The 13526-nt window shown below is 70.2% G+C and carries 15 protein-coding genes; 9 read left to right on the forward strand and 6 right to left on the reverse strand.

Annotated features, from left to right (window positions below):
• The first annotated feature begins 87 nt into the window (after positions 1–87).
• The gene (locus OG842_RS23795; protein WP_072488330.1) at positions 88–765 is read left to right on the forward strand and encodes a response regulator transcription factor; all 678 of its coding nucleotides are present in this window, start codon (positions 88–90) and stop codon (positions 763–765) included.
• Between the two features lie 50 nt (positions 766–815).
• On the forward strand, positions 816–2081 hold the full coding sequence (locus OG842_RS23800) for an ATP-binding protein (protein ID WP_266732410.1): 1266 nt from the start codon (positions 816–818) through the stop codon (positions 2079–2081).
• Positions 2082–2115: 34 nt separating this feature from the next.
• Here the strand turns inward: OG842_RS23800 and OG842_RS23805 are convergent, their stop codons facing one another.
• The gene (locus OG842_RS23805) at positions 2116–2706 is read right to left on the reverse strand and encodes a GtrA family protein (RefSeq protein WP_266732412.1); all 591 of its coding nucleotides are present in this window, start codon (positions 2704–2706) and stop codon (positions 2116–2118) included.
• Positions 2707–2878: 172 nt separating this feature from the next.
• Between OG842_RS23805 and OG842_RS23810 the strand changes: the two genes are divergently transcribed.
• Genes OG842_RS23810 through OG842_RS23820 form a run of 3 tightly spaced genes read left to right on the forward strand, consistent with a single transcriptional unit; the run spans position 2879 to position 5804 of the window.
• Positions 2879–4030: a 5-(carboxyamino)imidazole ribonucleotide synthase gene (locus tag OG842_RS23810; RefSeq protein WP_266732414.1), complete on the forward strand. Its 1152-nt coding sequence runs from the start codon at positions 2879–2881 to the stop codon at positions 4028–4030.
• The gene (gene purE, locus OG842_RS23815; protein WP_266732416.1) at positions 4027–4566 is read left to right on the forward strand and encodes a 5-(carboxyamino)imidazole ribonucleotide mutase; all 540 of its coding nucleotides are present in this window, start codon (positions 4027–4029) and stop codon (positions 4564–4566) included. The genes OG842_RS23810 and purE overlap by 4 nt, the downstream gene beginning before the upstream one ends.
• A gap of 53 nt (positions 4567–4619) precedes the next feature.
• A complete protein-coding gene (locus OG842_RS23820; protein ID WP_328512677.1) occupies positions 4620–5804 on the forward strand; it encodes a dipeptidase in 1185 nt (394 codons plus the stop codon).
• A gap of 46 nt (positions 5805–5850) precedes the next feature.
• Here OG842_RS23820 and OG842_RS23825 read toward each other — a convergent pair whose 3' ends face one another.
• Positions 5851–6213 (reverse strand): VOC family protein, encoded by a 363-nt coding sequence (locus tag OG842_RS23825; RefSeq protein ID WP_266732418.1) that lies wholly within the window; start codon positions 6211–6213, stop codon positions 5851–5853.
• Positions 6214–6343: 130 nt separating this feature from the next.
• Between OG842_RS23825 and OG842_RS23830 the strand changes: the two genes are divergently transcribed.
• Positions 6344–6853, forward strand: coding sequence for a CGNR zinc finger domain-containing protein (locus OG842_RS23830; protein WP_266732419.1), 510 nt, complete (start codon positions 6344–6346; stop codon positions 6851–6853).
• Positions 6854–6868: 15 nt separating this feature from the next.
• Here OG842_RS23830 and OG842_RS23835 read toward each other — a convergent pair whose 3' ends face one another.
• Positions 6869–8212, reverse strand: coding sequence for a UDP-glucose dehydrogenase family protein (locus tag OG842_RS23835; RefSeq protein WP_328512454.1), 1344 nt, complete (start codon positions 8210–8212; stop codon positions 6869–6871).
• A gap of 209 nt (positions 8213–8421) precedes the next feature.
• On the opposite strand from OG842_RS23835, the gene OG842_RS23840 reads away from it, so the two are divergent.
• Complete coding sequence (locus tag OG842_RS23840) at positions 8422–9579, forward strand: acyl-CoA dehydrogenase (protein ID WP_266733788.1); 1158 nt, start codon at positions 8422–8424, stop codon at positions 9577–9579.
• Positions 9580–9662: 83 nt separating this feature from the next.
• Here OG842_RS23840 and OG842_RS23845 read toward each other — a convergent pair whose 3' ends face one another.
• The 3 genes from OG842_RS23845 to OG842_RS23855 form a co-directional block, all read right to left on the reverse strand.
• Entirely contained in the window at positions 9663–10559 is an 897-nt protein-coding gene (locus tag OG842_RS23845; RefSeq protein ID WP_266732421.1) for a hypothetical protein, read from the reverse strand.
• 31 nt (positions 10560–10590) lie between these two features.
• On the reverse strand, positions 10591–11565 hold the full coding sequence (locus OG842_RS23850; RefSeq protein ID WP_266732423.1) for a helix-turn-helix domain-containing protein: 975 nt from the start codon (positions 11563–11565) through the stop codon (positions 10591–10593).
• Positions 11566–11769: 204 nt separating this feature from the next.
• A complete protein-coding gene (locus tag OG842_RS23855) occupies positions 11770–12261 on the reverse strand; it encodes an ATP-binding protein (RefSeq protein ID WP_266732424.1) in 492 nt (163 codons plus the stop codon).
• Between the two features lie 174 nt (positions 12262–12435).
• Here OG842_RS23855 and OG842_RS23860 point away from each other — a divergent pair, with 174 nt between their 5' ends.
• Both OG842_RS23860 and OG842_RS23865 read left to right on the forward strand, forming a co-directional pair.
• Complete coding sequence (locus OG842_RS23860; RefSeq protein WP_266732426.1) at positions 12436–13314, forward strand: helix-turn-helix domain-containing protein; 879 nt, start codon at positions 12436–12438, stop codon at positions 13312–13314.
• Positions 13311–13520, forward strand: a complete 210-nt coding sequence (locus tag OG842_RS23865; RefSeq protein WP_266732427.1) for a DUF397 domain-containing protein — start codon at positions 13311–13313, stop codon at positions 13518–13520. Before OG842_RS23860 ends, OG842_RS23865 begins: the two co-directional genes overlap by 4 nt.
• The last annotated feature ends 6 nt before the right edge of the window (positions 13521–13526 follow it).

The following is a 13526-nucleotide window of genomic DNA, read 5'->3' on the forward strand; positions in this document are numbered from 1 at the left end:
CAAAGGCGCCTGCCCGTTTATTTCGCAGACCCGCAGGGCTTTTGGATCACCTCACTGCATCCGCTCCGCGCGGACTACCATCACTCCATGACCCGTGTACTGCTCGCCGAGGACGATGCATCCATCTCGGAGCCGCTGGCCCGCGCACTGCGTCGGGAGGGTTACGAGGTCGAGGTCCGCGAAGACGGTCCGACCGCGCTCGACGCCGGCCTCCAGGGCGGAATCGACCTGGTCGTGCTCGACCTGGGGCTGCCCGGGATGGACGGACTGGAAGTGGCCCGCAGGCTCCGTGCCGAGGGTCACACCGTGCCGATCCTGGTGCTGACCGCCCGCGCCGACGAGGTGGACACCGTCGTCGGCCTCGACGCGGGCGCCGACGACTACGTCACCAAGCCCTTCCGCCTCGCCGAACTGCTCGCCCGCGTCCGGGCCCTCCTGCGCCGCGGCGCCACCGAGCCCGCACCGCAGCCCGCGACGCACGGCGTCCGGATCGACGTCGAGTCGCACCGCGCCTGGATGGGCGAGGAGGAACTCCAGCTCACCGCCAAGGAGTTCGACCTGCTGCGGGTCCTGGTCAGGGACGCCGGCCGGGTCGTCACCCGCGACCAGCTGATGCGCGAGGTCTGGGACACCACCTGGTGGTCGTCGACGAAGACCCTCGACATGCACATCTCCTGGCTCCGCAAGAAGCTCGGCGACGACGCCGCCAACCCCCGCTACATCGCGACCGTACGGGGCGTCGGTTTCCGCTTCGAGAAGAGCTGACGTTCCGAGGGGGCCACCGTTCCAGGAAGAGCCGACGAGCAGAAGTATTCATGCGACGCAGACTGATCAACTCAACGCTCGCCGTGGTGCTCGTGGTGATCGCCGTCTTCGGCGTCTCCCTCGTCATCGTCGAGACCCGGACCATCAGCAACAGCGCCCAGGAGAGCGTCGACTCCGAGGCGCTGCGGCTGATCAGCGTCGTCGAGAGCCGGCTGCTGGAGGACGAGCAGATCACCACCGTGCTGCTGTCCCAGCAGATCGACACCAAGCGCTACGCGCTGGTCGAGATGCCCGGCCGCGCCCCGCTCGAAGTGGGCAAGCGCCCCACGGGCAGGGTGATCAGCAGCACCGCCGAGGGGGAACACGGCGAGAAGGTCACCGTCGAGGAGTCCAGCTCCGAGGTCACCCGCGAGGTCGGCCGCACCCTGATGATCATCGGCGCGGTGGCGCTGCTGGCCATCGTCTCCGCCGTGCTCCTGGCCGTACGCCAGGCCAACAAGCTGACCTCACCGCTGACCGACCTGGCCGAGACCGCCGAACGACTGGGCTCCGGTGACCCGCGCCCCCGCCACAAGCGGTACGGGGTGCCGGAACTGGACCGCGTCGCCGACGTCCTGGACGCCTCCGCCGAACGGATCGCCCGGATGCTCACCGCGGAACGCCGGCTGGCCGCCGACGCCTCGCACCAGCTCCGCACGCCGCTCACCGCGCTCTCCATGCGGATCGAGGAGATCTCGGTCACCGACGACCCGGACACGGTGAAGGAGGAGGCGAACATCGCCCTCACCCAGGTCGAGCGGCTCACCGACGTGGTGGAGCGGCTGCTGACCAACGCCCGCGATCCGCGCACGGGCTCCGCCGTCGTCTTCGACCTCGACGAGGTCGTCAAGCAGCAGATCGAGGAGTGGCGTCCCGCCTACCGGAGCGCGGGCCGGGCCATCGTCCGCTCCGGCAAGCAGGGCCTGCGGGCCGTCGGCACGCCGGGCGCCGTCGCCCAGGTGCTGGCCGCGCTGATCGAGAACTCGCTGATGCACGGTGGCGGCACGGTCGCGCTGCGCACCCGGGTCACCGGCAATCAGGCGGTCATCGAGGTCACGGACGAGGGCCCGGGGGTTCCTCCGGACCTGGGCGCCCGGATCTTCGAGCGGACGATCAGCGGCCGCAACTCCACGGGCATCGGCCTCGCGGTGGCCAGGGACCTCGCGGAGGCGGATGGCGGCCGCCTGGAACTGCTCCAGCAGCAGCCCGCGGTCTTCGCCCTGTTCCTCAGCCGGGTGGCCCTGAAGCGGCAGGAGCCGGAACGCCCGGTGCGGTGAGCGGCGGTGAGCTGCGTGCGGCGCGGGGCGCGCGTTATCGCCGTACGGGATCCACGCCGATCCGCGGCACCGGCTCCGTGCGGCCCTGCTTCAGGAACCCCTCGGCCCCACCGGCCACGGGGTTCTCGGCGGCCGGTGCGGGCTCCTCGTCGGCCGGCGCCGGGCTCTCGACCGCCGGTGCGGGCTTCTCGACGGGCAGCGCCTTGAACACCCACGTCCGGTAGGACCAGAAGCGGAACAGGGTCGCGATGCCGATCCCGAGGATCTTGAAGACATTGCTCTGGACCGGGCTGTTCCACCCGAAGCCGTACGTCGCCACGTAAAGCACACCGGTCTCGATGACCGCGCCCACCGCACTGAACAGCAGGAACAGCGTCAGCTCACGGGTCCGTCCGGTCTTGTCGCGGTCCCGGTACGTCCAGTAGCGGAAGCCCAGGTAGTTGCCGAGGATGGCGACGAGGGTGGCCAGCAGACCGGCCCGTACGGTCGGGATGGCGGTGTAGCGCCAGAGCAGGTTGGACACTGCCATGTTGACCACCAGGCCGACCGCGCCGACCGCGCCGAACTTGGCGACTTCCCGGGCCAGCAGCTCCAGCCGCGCCCGCAGTGCGCCCCGTTCGTTCATGGTGATGGCTCAGCCCGTCCGTCGGTTACGTCAACCCGGCCATGCTAACCAGCCCGGCCAAGGGCCGCCCGGGGACACCGGAGTGGTGTGGCGATGCTGTGACACGACCGCCCGGCCGGGGCGGCGGAGGGCGTCGTCCGGAGCTTCCCGGGGCGACGGATACCCTGGAGGAGTGACGTTCCCGGTAGTCGGCATGGTCGGTGGCGGTCAGCTCGCCAGAATGACCCACGAGGCGGGCATCCCCCTCGGCATCAAGTTCAAGCTCCTCAGCGACACCCCTCAGGACTCTGCGGCCCAGGTGGTGAGCGAAGTCGTCGTCGGCGACTATCGCGACCTGGACACGCTGCGCGCCTTCGCGCGCGGCTGTGACGTGATCACCTTCGATCACGAGCACGTGCCGACCGAGCACCTGCGGGCCCTGGAGGCGGACGGCATCCCCGTGCGCCCCGGCCCCGACGCTCTGGTGCACGCCCAGGACAAGGGGGTGATGCGCGCGAAGCTCACCGAGATCGGCGCGCCCTGCCCCCGCCACCGCATCGTGACGGACCCGGCCGACGCCGCGGCCTTCGCGGACGAGGTCGGCGGCTTCCCCGTCATCCTCAAGACGGTCCGCGGCGGGTACGACGGCAAGGGCGTCTGGGTGGTCCGCTCCGAGGCGGACGCGGCCGACCCGTTCCGGGCCGGTGTCGCGGTCCTGGCCGAGGAGAAGGTCGACTTCGTACGGGAGCTGGCGGCCAACATCGTCCGCTCGCCGCACGGCCAGGCCGTCGCCTACCCGGTCGTCGAGTCGATCCAGGTCGACGGGGTCTGCGACACGGTGATCGCCCCCGCCCCCGAGCTGGACGAGCACCTCGCCGGCGAGGCCCAGCAGCTCGCGCTCAGGATCGCCTCCGAGCTCGGTGTCGTCGGCCACCTCGCCGTGGAGCTCTTCGAGACGAGCGGACCCGACGGGAAGCCCGGCATCCTGGTCAACGAACTGGCGATGCGCCCGCACAACTCCGGCCACTGGACGCAGGACGGCGCGATCACCTCGCAGTTCGCCAACCACGTCCGGGCCGTGCTCGACCTGCCGCTCGGCGACCCGCGCCCGCGCGCCACCTGGACGGTCATGTCCAACGTCCTCGGCGGCGACTTCCCGGACATGTACCAGGCGTACCTGCACTGCATGGCCCGCGACCCGCAGCTCAAGATCCACATGTACGGCAAGGACGTGAAGCCCGGCCGCAAGGTCGGACACGTCAACACCTACGGCGACGATCTGGCGGACGTGCGCGAGCGCGCCCGGCACGCGGCCGACTACCTGCGAGGAACGATCACCGAATGACCTCCCCCGCCACCACCGCGCCCGTCGTCGGCATCGTCATGGGCTCGGACTCCGACTGGCCCGTCATGGAAGCAGCGGCCAAGGCCCTCGACGAGTTCGAGATCCCCTACGAGGTCGACGTCGTCTCCGCCCACCGCATGCCGCACGAGATGATCGCGTACGGCGAGCAGGCGGCCGGCCGTGGCCTGAAGGCGATCATCGCGGGCGCGGGCGGTGCCGCCCACCTCCCCGGCATGCTCGCCTCCGTGACCCCGCTGCCGGTCATCGGCGTACCGGTCCCGCTGAAGTACCTGGACGGCATGGACAGCCTGCTCTCCATCGTGCAGATGCCCGCCGGTGTGCCGGTCGCGACCGTGTCGGTCGGCGGCGCGCGCAACGCCGGTCTGCTCGCCGCCCGGATCCTCGCCGCCCACGACGGTGAGCTGCTGGCCCGGATGCAGGAGTTCCAGCAGGAGCTCAACGACCAGGCGACGGAGAAGGGCAAGCGGCTCCGCAGCAAGGTCCAGGGCGCCGACTCCTTCGGCTTCGGGAAGTAGGCGCGACGGTGGAGCAGAGGGAGCAGGTACAGCAGGGACAGCAGGCGGAGTGGCTGGGGTGGGCCGGGGAGCTCCTCGCCGAGTACCCCGTCGTCGACGGCCACAACGACCTGCCGTGGGCGCTGCGCGAACAGGTCGGCTACGACCTCGACGCCCGCGACATCGCCACCGACCAGTCCGCCCATCTGCACACCGACATCCCGCGGCTGCGCGCGGGCGGCGTCGGCGCCCAGTTCTGGTCCGTCTACGTACGGTCGGACATGGCGGGCGACGTGGCCGTCAGCGCCACCCTGGAACAGATCGACGTGGTCGCCGAGCTGATCGGCCGTCACCCCGCCCACCTGCGGCGCGCCCTGACCGCCGACGACATGGAGGCGGCCCGCGCCGAGGGCCGCATCGCCTCCCTGATGGGCGCCGAGGGCGGCCACTCCATCAACAACTCGCTGGGCACCCTGCGCGCCCTGCACACCTTGGGCGTCCGCTACATGACGCTCACGCACAACGACAACATCGCGTGGGCGGACTCGGCGACCGACAAGCCCGGCGTCGGCGGCCTCTCGCCGTTCGGCCACGAGGTCGTACGGGAGATGAACCGCACCGGCATGCTGGTCGACCTCTCCCACGTGGCTGCCACCACGATGCGCGACGCGCTCGACACCTCCACGGCGCCGGTGATCTTCTCGCACTCCTCGTCGCGGGCGATCTGCGACCACCCGCGCAACATCCCCGACGACGTCCTCGGCCGGCTCCCGGCCAACGGCGGCATCGCCATGGCGACCTTCGTACCGAAGTTCGTCCTGCCCGAGGCGGTCGCCTGGACCCAGGCCGCGGACCAGAACATGCGCGCGCACGGCCTGCACCACCTCGACACCACCGCGCAGGCCATGAGGGTCCACGCCGACTTCGAGGCGGCCAACCCGCGCCCGATGGCCACCGTGGCGACCATCGCCGACCACCTCGACCACATGCGCGAGGTCGCCGGCATCGACCACGTCGGCATCGGCGGCGACTACGACGGAACCGCCTTCCTTCCCCAGGGCCTCCAGGACGTCGCCGGCTACCCGAACCTGATCGCGGAGCTGATCGGCCGCGGCTGGTCCGCCGCCGACCTCGCCAAGCTCACCTGGCGAAACGCCGTACGGGTGCTGCGCGACGCCGAGGACGTGGCGCGCGAGCTGCGCACCCGCCGCGGCCCCTCGCACGCCACGATCGAGCAGCTGGACGGCCCGGCCGTCTGAGGCACGGCAGGTGGGGCGCCCTCCGGGGCGCCCCACCTGCCGTCCGTCATCCCGCGCAGAGGCAGAACGGGTGCCCCGCGGGATCCGCGTACACCCGGAAACTCCGCTCCCGGTCCTCCGCCTCCAGCACGGTGGCGCCCAGCGCGAGCGCCTCCTTCTCCGCCGCGTCCAGATCCGGCACGGTCAGATCCAGGTGGACCTGCTGCGACGCTTCCGCACTCGGCCACCGCGGCGGTACGAAGCCGGGCGCGGCCTGGAACGCGAGAACCGTGCCCCCGGTACCGGTCAGCTCCAGCCAGTCGTCCCCGCCGGGCACGATCTCCCCGCCGAGCAGCCCCGCGTAGAAACCGGCGAGCGCGGCGGGGTCGGGGCAGTCCAGGACGACGGCACCCAGTGTGGCGACAGCCATGACAATTCCTCCTCCGGACAGACGGATACAGCGGTTACCGCTTCACTGGCTCAACCGGTAACCGTTACTGCATGCTGCCGCAAAGGAGGTAACGTCGCAACCATGAGGTCGAAATCGTGAGGTCGCAGTCATGACTGAGAAGGAACCCGCGCCCGGGGAACTCGCACTGATCGAGGCCCTGGTCAACACGCTGGACGTCGAGACGGGCGCGGACACCCTCGACACGGCGGACGGACGCGCCGCCTTCGGCCTCACCGAACGGGACGTCCCCGAAGCCCGGGACCTGCGCGAGGCGCTCCGTACCGCCTGCCTCGCCCACGCCGGCCACCGCCCGCCGGACGACGCGGCGTCCCCGCTCGACCGGCTCCTCGCCGAAGCGCCCCTGCGCGTCACCGTGGACGCGGCGGGCGCCGCCGCACTGTGCCCCGCCACCGAACCGGCCGGGCTGACCGCCCGCGTCGCCGCGGCCATCGCCACCGCGGCGGCCGAGGGCACCTGGGCCCGGCTCAAGGCGTGCGAGGCGGAGGACTGCCGCTGGGCGTACTACGACCGCAGCCCGGCGGGGCGCCGCCGCTGGTGCTCGATGTCGGTGTGCGGCGCCCGCGCCAAGATGCGCACCTACCGCGCGAAGCGCGGCTGAGGTCTCTTCCCCGGCTCAGGCCGTCGGACGCCCCATCGCCCGGTACGTCCAGCCGGCCTCGCGCCACAGCTCGCTGTCGAGCGCGTTGCGGCCGTCCAGGATGATCCGGCGGGACGCGACCTCGCCGAGCGCCGCCGGGTCCAGCTCGCGGAATTCCCGCCACTCCGTCAGATGCAGCACCACATCGGCGCCACGCACCGCGTCCAGCGCCGTGTCCGCGTAACCGAGGGTCGGGAAGAGCCGCCGGGCGTTGTCCATGCCCTTCGGGTCGAAGACGGTGACCTGGCCGCCCTGGAGGTGTATCTGCCCGGCCACGTTCAGCGCCGGGGAGTCCCGCACGTCGTCCGAGTCCGGCTTGAACGTCGCGCCCAGCACCGCCACCCGCTTGCCGAGGAACGAATCGCCGCCCACGGCCTCCCGGGCCAGCTCCACCATGTGGCCGCGGCGCCGCATGTTGATCGAGTCGACCTCGCGGAGGAAGGTCAGGGCCTGGTCCGCGCCCAGCTCACCGGCGCGCGCCATGAAGGCCCGGATGTCCTTCGGCAGACAGCCGCCGCCGAAGCCGATCCCGGCCCGCAGGAACTTCGAGCCGATCCGCTCGTCGTGCCCGATCGCCTCGGCCAGCTTCTTGACGTCGCCGTCGGCGGCCTCGCAGACCTCCGCCATGGCGTTGATGAACGAGATCTTCGTGGCCAGGAAGGAGTTGGCCGCGGTCTTCACCAGCTCGGCGGTCGGGAAGTCCGTCACCACGAACGGCGACCCCTCGGCGACCGGCACCGCGTACACCTCGCGCAGCAGCTTCTCGGCCCGCTCGCTCGCCACCCCGACGACGATCCGGTCCGGGTGCAGGGTGTCGTTCACGGCGAAGCCCTCGCGCAGGAACTCCGGGTTCCAGGCCAGCTCCGCGTCGGCACCCGCGGGTGCCAGCTCCGCCAGCCGCGCCGCGAGCCGGGCCGCCGAGCCCACCGGGACGGTCGACTTCCCGACGACCAGCGCGGGGCGGGTCAGGTGGGGCGCCAGCGACTCGAAGGCGGCGTCCACGTAACTCATGTCGCAGGCGTACTCGCCGTGCTTCTGCGGAGTGTTCACACAGACGAAGTGCACATCGCCGAAGGCCGCCACTTCTTCCGGGGAGGTGGTGAACCGCAGCCGTCCCGTGGACCCCTCGATGCCCTCGACGTGCTTGCGCAGCAGCTCCTCCAGGCCCGGTTCGTACATCGGGACCTTGCCGGTGGCCAGCATCTCGATCTTCTCGGGCACGACATCGAGGCCGAGCACTTCGAAGCCCAGCTCCGCCATGGCTGCGGCGTGGGTGGCGCCGAGGTAGCCGGTGCCGATCACAGTGATCCTGAGGGCCATGGAACGCTCCTGGGAGATGCGGACAGACTTGCGGTGAACGAGCATAGTCGTGCTCCCGAAGGCCCGGTTTCCGGCCGCCCGCACAGCCTCGCCCACCCCTTTCGGACCCCTGTCGTGAAGCTCACGCGGGCTTTGCATAGGCCATTGCGGGAGCAGCGCTCTAAAATTGGGTTACTTAACGGTAGTTAGCGTCTTGGGGAGTGAGCGTCTTGGCGGGTTCGACCGATTTCGACCTGTACCGTCCGGCCGAGGAGCACGAGATGCTCCGGGAGACGGTGCGCGCGCTCGCCGAGGCGAAGATCGCCCCGCACGCGGCTGCGGTCGACGAGGAGGCGCGTTTCCCGCAGGAGGCGCTGGACGCCCTGACCGCGGCGGACCTGCACGCGGTGCACGTACCCGAGCAGTACGGCGGCGCGGGCGCCGACGCCCTCGCCACGGTCATCGTGATCGAGGAGGTGGCCCGCGTCTGCGCCTCCTCCTCCCTCATCCCGGCCGTGAACAAGCTCGGTTCCCTCCCGGTGATCCTCTCCGGCTCCGAGGACCTGAAGAAGAAGTACCTGGGCCCGCTCGCCAAGGGCGACGGCATGTTCTCGTACTGCCTCTCCGAGCCCGACGCGGGCTCGGACGCGGCCGGCATGAAGACCCGCGCGGTCCGTGACGGCGACTTCTGGGTCCTCAACGGCGTGAAGCGCTGGATCACCAACGCGGGCGTCTCCGAGTACTACACGGTCATGGCCGTCACCGACCCGACCAAGCGCTCCAAGGGCATCTCGGCCTTCGTCGTCGAGAAGTCGGACGAGGGCGTCTCCTTCGGCGCCCCGGAGAAGAAGCTCGGCATCAAGGGGTCCCCGACCCGCGAGGTCTACTTCGACAACGTCCGCATCCCCGCCGACCGCATGATCGGCGAGGAGGGCACCGGCTTCGCCACCGCGATGAAGACCCTGGACCACACCCGCATCACCATCGCGGCCCAGGCCCTCGGCATCGCCCAGGGCGCCCTCGACTACGCCAAGGGCTACGTCCAGGAGCGCAAGCAGTTCGGCAAGCCGATCGCCGACTTCCAGGGCATCCAGTTCATGCTCGCCGACATGGCCATGAAGCTGGAGGCGGCCCGCCAGCTCACCTACTCCGCCGCCGCCAAGTCCGAACGCCTCGACGGCGACCTGACCTTCTTCGGCGCCGCGGCCAAGTGCTTCGCCTCCGACGTCGCGATGGAGATCACCACGGACGCGGTCCAGCTTCTCGGCGGCTACGGCTACACGCGGGACTACCCGGTGGAGCGGATGATGCGCGACGCGAAGATCACGCAGATCTACGAGGGCACGAACCAGGTCCAGCGGATCGTCATGGCGAGGAACCTGCCGTAGCGGTCGCTTCTCCGGCGTCCGGCCCCCCGATGTGCGCATCGGGGGGCCGGACGTGTGTATGCGGCGGGGAGGCCGAGGCTGGATCACTCCCCGGTGAAGACGTCCTCGACGGTGGTGGCGGTGGCGGCGCGGTTCAGCCACTGGCGCAGGAGCTCGGGGTCGTCGCAGCCGGTGATCTTCTCGCGGGTCTCTTCGGCAAGGGCGATGCCGCGTGCTTCGAGGACCAGCAAGAGTCCTTCTGCCCGGCCCTCCACCCGGCCCTCCACCCGGCCCTCCGCCCGGCCTTCGTCCCGGATTTCTTCCGACATGAAGGACTTGTAGAAAGACGTGTCCACGGCCACCAGGTTCCTCCACTGTTGTGCGGCCGGGCGGTTGCCCAGGCCCTGTGCGGTGAGTTCGACGATGGGGTCGGTGATTGCTTCCGGTGTGTCCCGCAGTGCGGCGGACAGCGTTTTCAGTATGGCACCGACGTCCGGATTGTCGGCGTGTGTGATGGCCGCCAGGGTGGCGAGCGCGAGGTCTTTGCGGGCTTCGGCCACATCGGTGATGACCGGCATGTTGTGCGGACCCGCGACGAGGGGGTTCAGGGCGAGGGTCTGCCATTGACGGACGCCGATGGAGATGGGGCGTGCGGCCCATTCGGCGGTGGCGTGGTCCTGGCAGACGACCAGTAACAGGACGGGCAGCCCATACCTGTTGTGGAGATAGCTGACGTAGTACGGCCAGCTGGCGGTCTTGCGCGGGTCCTTCTTGCCCTGGGCCTCGATGGCGAGGAGGAAGGGCCCGTCGTGCTCTGTTTCGATGCGCAGGAGGGTGTCCACCCGGCGTTCGACGGGACGGGCCTCGGTGAGGTCGGTGGGCAGCGCGGTGGCCGATGTGGGTGGTGGGATGTCGACTCCGAGCACTTCGGAGACGCGGGAGAAGAGGCCGGGGTACTCCTGGAAGATGCGGTGCATCGCTTCGTGGGGCGAGCTGACCATGTAGGTCCGTTCGGGTTGAGTGACGTTTCCGTCAGGCGGCTGTGTGGAGGTCCGTCCGGCAGTCGCGGCAGTGGCCGGGGTGGCGGGAGCGGAAGGCGCGGTCGCAGTGGTCGCAGTTCTGGAGCGGGATGACGATGACGCCGGGGCGTGCGAGTGCGACGACGTCCTGGGCTCCCGGCAGCGGTGGTGGCAGGAGAGTGGTGATCCGGTGGCGCAGGAGCTTGGCGGGGTGTTTCAGAGGGTTCGGGAGGTCGGTGGTGAGGGTGTGGCGGATGGTGTCGGGGTGGGCGTCGCGTTCGAGCCAGGTGGCGACGCCGGGGGCGAGGGTGTGGATGTCGTTCTCGGAGAGGACGAGTTGAGGTGCGTGGCGGCGCAGGTCGGCGAGGAGGGCGGTGGCCACGCGCTGGAGTTCCGGCGTGAGCTCCTGCGGCTGGGGGAGCGGCGGTGGCGGCGTCGTGCGCGCGGTGGGGGCCGGGACGAGGGCGGGGGTGGGGTGCGACTGCGGTTGCGGTGCGGGGGGCGGAGCCGGGCGCGGCTCGGGGGTGGTTACGCGTGGCGGCGGTGGCGGCGTGGGTTGTGCGGCCGGCTTGCTGGGGGTTGCCGTCCGGGGGTGGGGAGTTGTGACGGGGTGTGTGGCGGCGCCGGGCTGGTTGTACGAGACGGTGCGGGTGACGATGCGGCCGTCGGCGAGGCGTACGCGGCTGCGGTGGAGGTAGCCGTGGGCTTCGAGCTCGCGCAGGGCGGCGGCGACGCGGGTCTCGCTCTCGGGGAAGCGTTCGGCGAGGCGCTTGATGCCGATCCTGGCTCCGGCGGGCAGCGACTGGATGTGGGCGGCGAGCCCGATCGCGGTGAGGGAGAGTCCGCGGTGCTGGGCGAGGTGGTTGCCGATGACGGTGAAGCCTGCGGCGTGCCGGAAGTTGATGTGGATGACACCGGGTGACGGTGTGGTGTCTCCGGGTACGGGGGACGGGGCGCACGGGGGCGCGGTAACCTGCGGGGTAGCCATCGGGAAGCTCCTACTTCCTCGGTGGTCAGGCCCCCGGTTGAGACTGTGAATCTCGGTCGGGGGCCGTCGCATGTCTGGAGTTGTCGCGGCGAGCATATGCCAGCCAACCCGCTTGAAATCCAGCCCAGTTGCCCCATGTCACCCGAGTGAGTGACGGGAGCGGGTTTGGGTGGGGAGGGTGATTTCCCCAGGTTCTTTAAAGCCTTATACGTCGTGGAGCGCGGGGACGTGGCTCACCGGGTCGTGGGATTCCGCGACCCGGTGGGGCGGTCGCGGTACGAGGTCGAGTTCGGCCCAGATCGTCTTGCGCGGGACGGGTCCGACGTCTATGCCCCAGCGGTCGGCGAGTGCCTCGACGATCAGCAGACCGCGCCCGCTCTCGGCGTACTGGTCGGGGGTGGATACGACGGGCAGTTGTTCGCCCCGGGTGTCGGTCACCTCGATCCGCAGGAGCTCGTCGCGGCGGGCACTGAGGCTGAGTCGGAAGTCCCGGCCGGGTACGCGGCCGAGGACGGCGGCGTTGACGGCCAGCTCGGCGACGATGTGCGCGGCCGGTTCGCAGACGATCCCCCAGTCGCCCAGGTGTGCCGTGGCCAGGAGCCGGGCGAGCCTGGCGCCTCGGCGGGTGGGGGAGAGCGAGACGGTGAACTGCCGGGCGGGAGCGGAATGTTCGGTTCGGGTGATGTGTTGGTTCACGTTGCTCAGCGTGGCCGGGGTGTGCGTACCGTGAACAGCAACGAGCCCCTTACGTACGGTGATTGTCCCGTGCTTGTCCAGTGCTGTCCCGGCTGTCCCGGCTGTCCGGGGTGACGTGTCGGGGAGACCAGGGGTTGGGTCAAGAACGGCATGCACACCGGAAGTGGGGCACGGATGAGCGTGGATGAGACCGGTACGGAACGCGGCGACGCCGGGGCTGACGAGCCGGGCTGGGACGTCGATCCCGATGACGAGTCGGGGGCGGCCGTGGTCGCGGCGGTGGGCCGCCAGATCAAGGCGTGGCGGGAGGCGGCGGGGCTGCGGGCCGGCGAGTTCGGGGCCGCGATCGGGTACGGGGAGGACCAGATCTACAAGGTGGAGGGTGGCCGTCGCATCCCCCGCCCGGAGTTTCTGGACAGGGCGGACGAAGTGCTCGGGGCACGCGGGAAGATCGCGGCGATGAAGCAGGACGTGGCGGAGGTCCGGTATCCGAAGAAGGTACGGGATCTGACGAAGATGGAGGCCAAGGTCGTCGAGCTGGAGGCGTATCAGCACCACAACATCAATGGCCTGTTGCAGACCGAGGAGCATATGCGGGCCCTGTTCGCTTCGTGGTTGCCCGCCTACACGCCGGACGAGATGGACCGCGTGGTGGCCGCTCGCATGGCCCGGCGATCCATCTTTGATCGAGATCCCCTTCCGTCGCTGAGTTTTGTCCAGGAGGAGGTGACGCTTCGCCGTCCGGTTGGAGGCACAATGGTGATGCGCCGACAACTCGAACGCCTCTTGGAAGTTGGGCGGTTGCGGAATGTGGCGATCCAGGTAATGCCGACTAATCGCGAGGAACATCCTGGGACGGGCGGGCTGATCGAGGTGCTGAGGTTCCCCGACGGCAGTGCGGTCGGGCGTTCCGAGGGCGCGTTCGGTGGCCGTCCGGTCTCGGACCCGAAGCAGCTCAGGATCCTTGGATTGCGCTATGGGATGATCCGGGCCCAGGCTCTTACGCCACGGGAGTCGCTGGCCTTCATCGAGCAAGTGCTGGGAGAGACATGACCAACAAGCCCTCTGCCGGGGACGCTTCCGAACTGGAGTGGTTCAAGAGCAGTTACAGCAGTAGTGGCGACGGCAACGACTGCGTCGAGGTCGCGTCCGCTCCGGGCGCGGTGCTCGTGCGCGACTCCAAGAACGCGCAGGGGGCCCGGCTCGCTTTTGCTTCAGGTGCCTGGGCGGGCTTCGTCTCCTACGCTGCCGAGCGCTGACCCGGC

Source organism: Streptomyces sp. NBC_00376 (genome assembly GCF_036077095.1).
Taxonomy (GTDB): Bacteria; Actinomycetota; Actinomycetes; order Streptomycetales; family Streptomycetaceae; genus Streptomyces.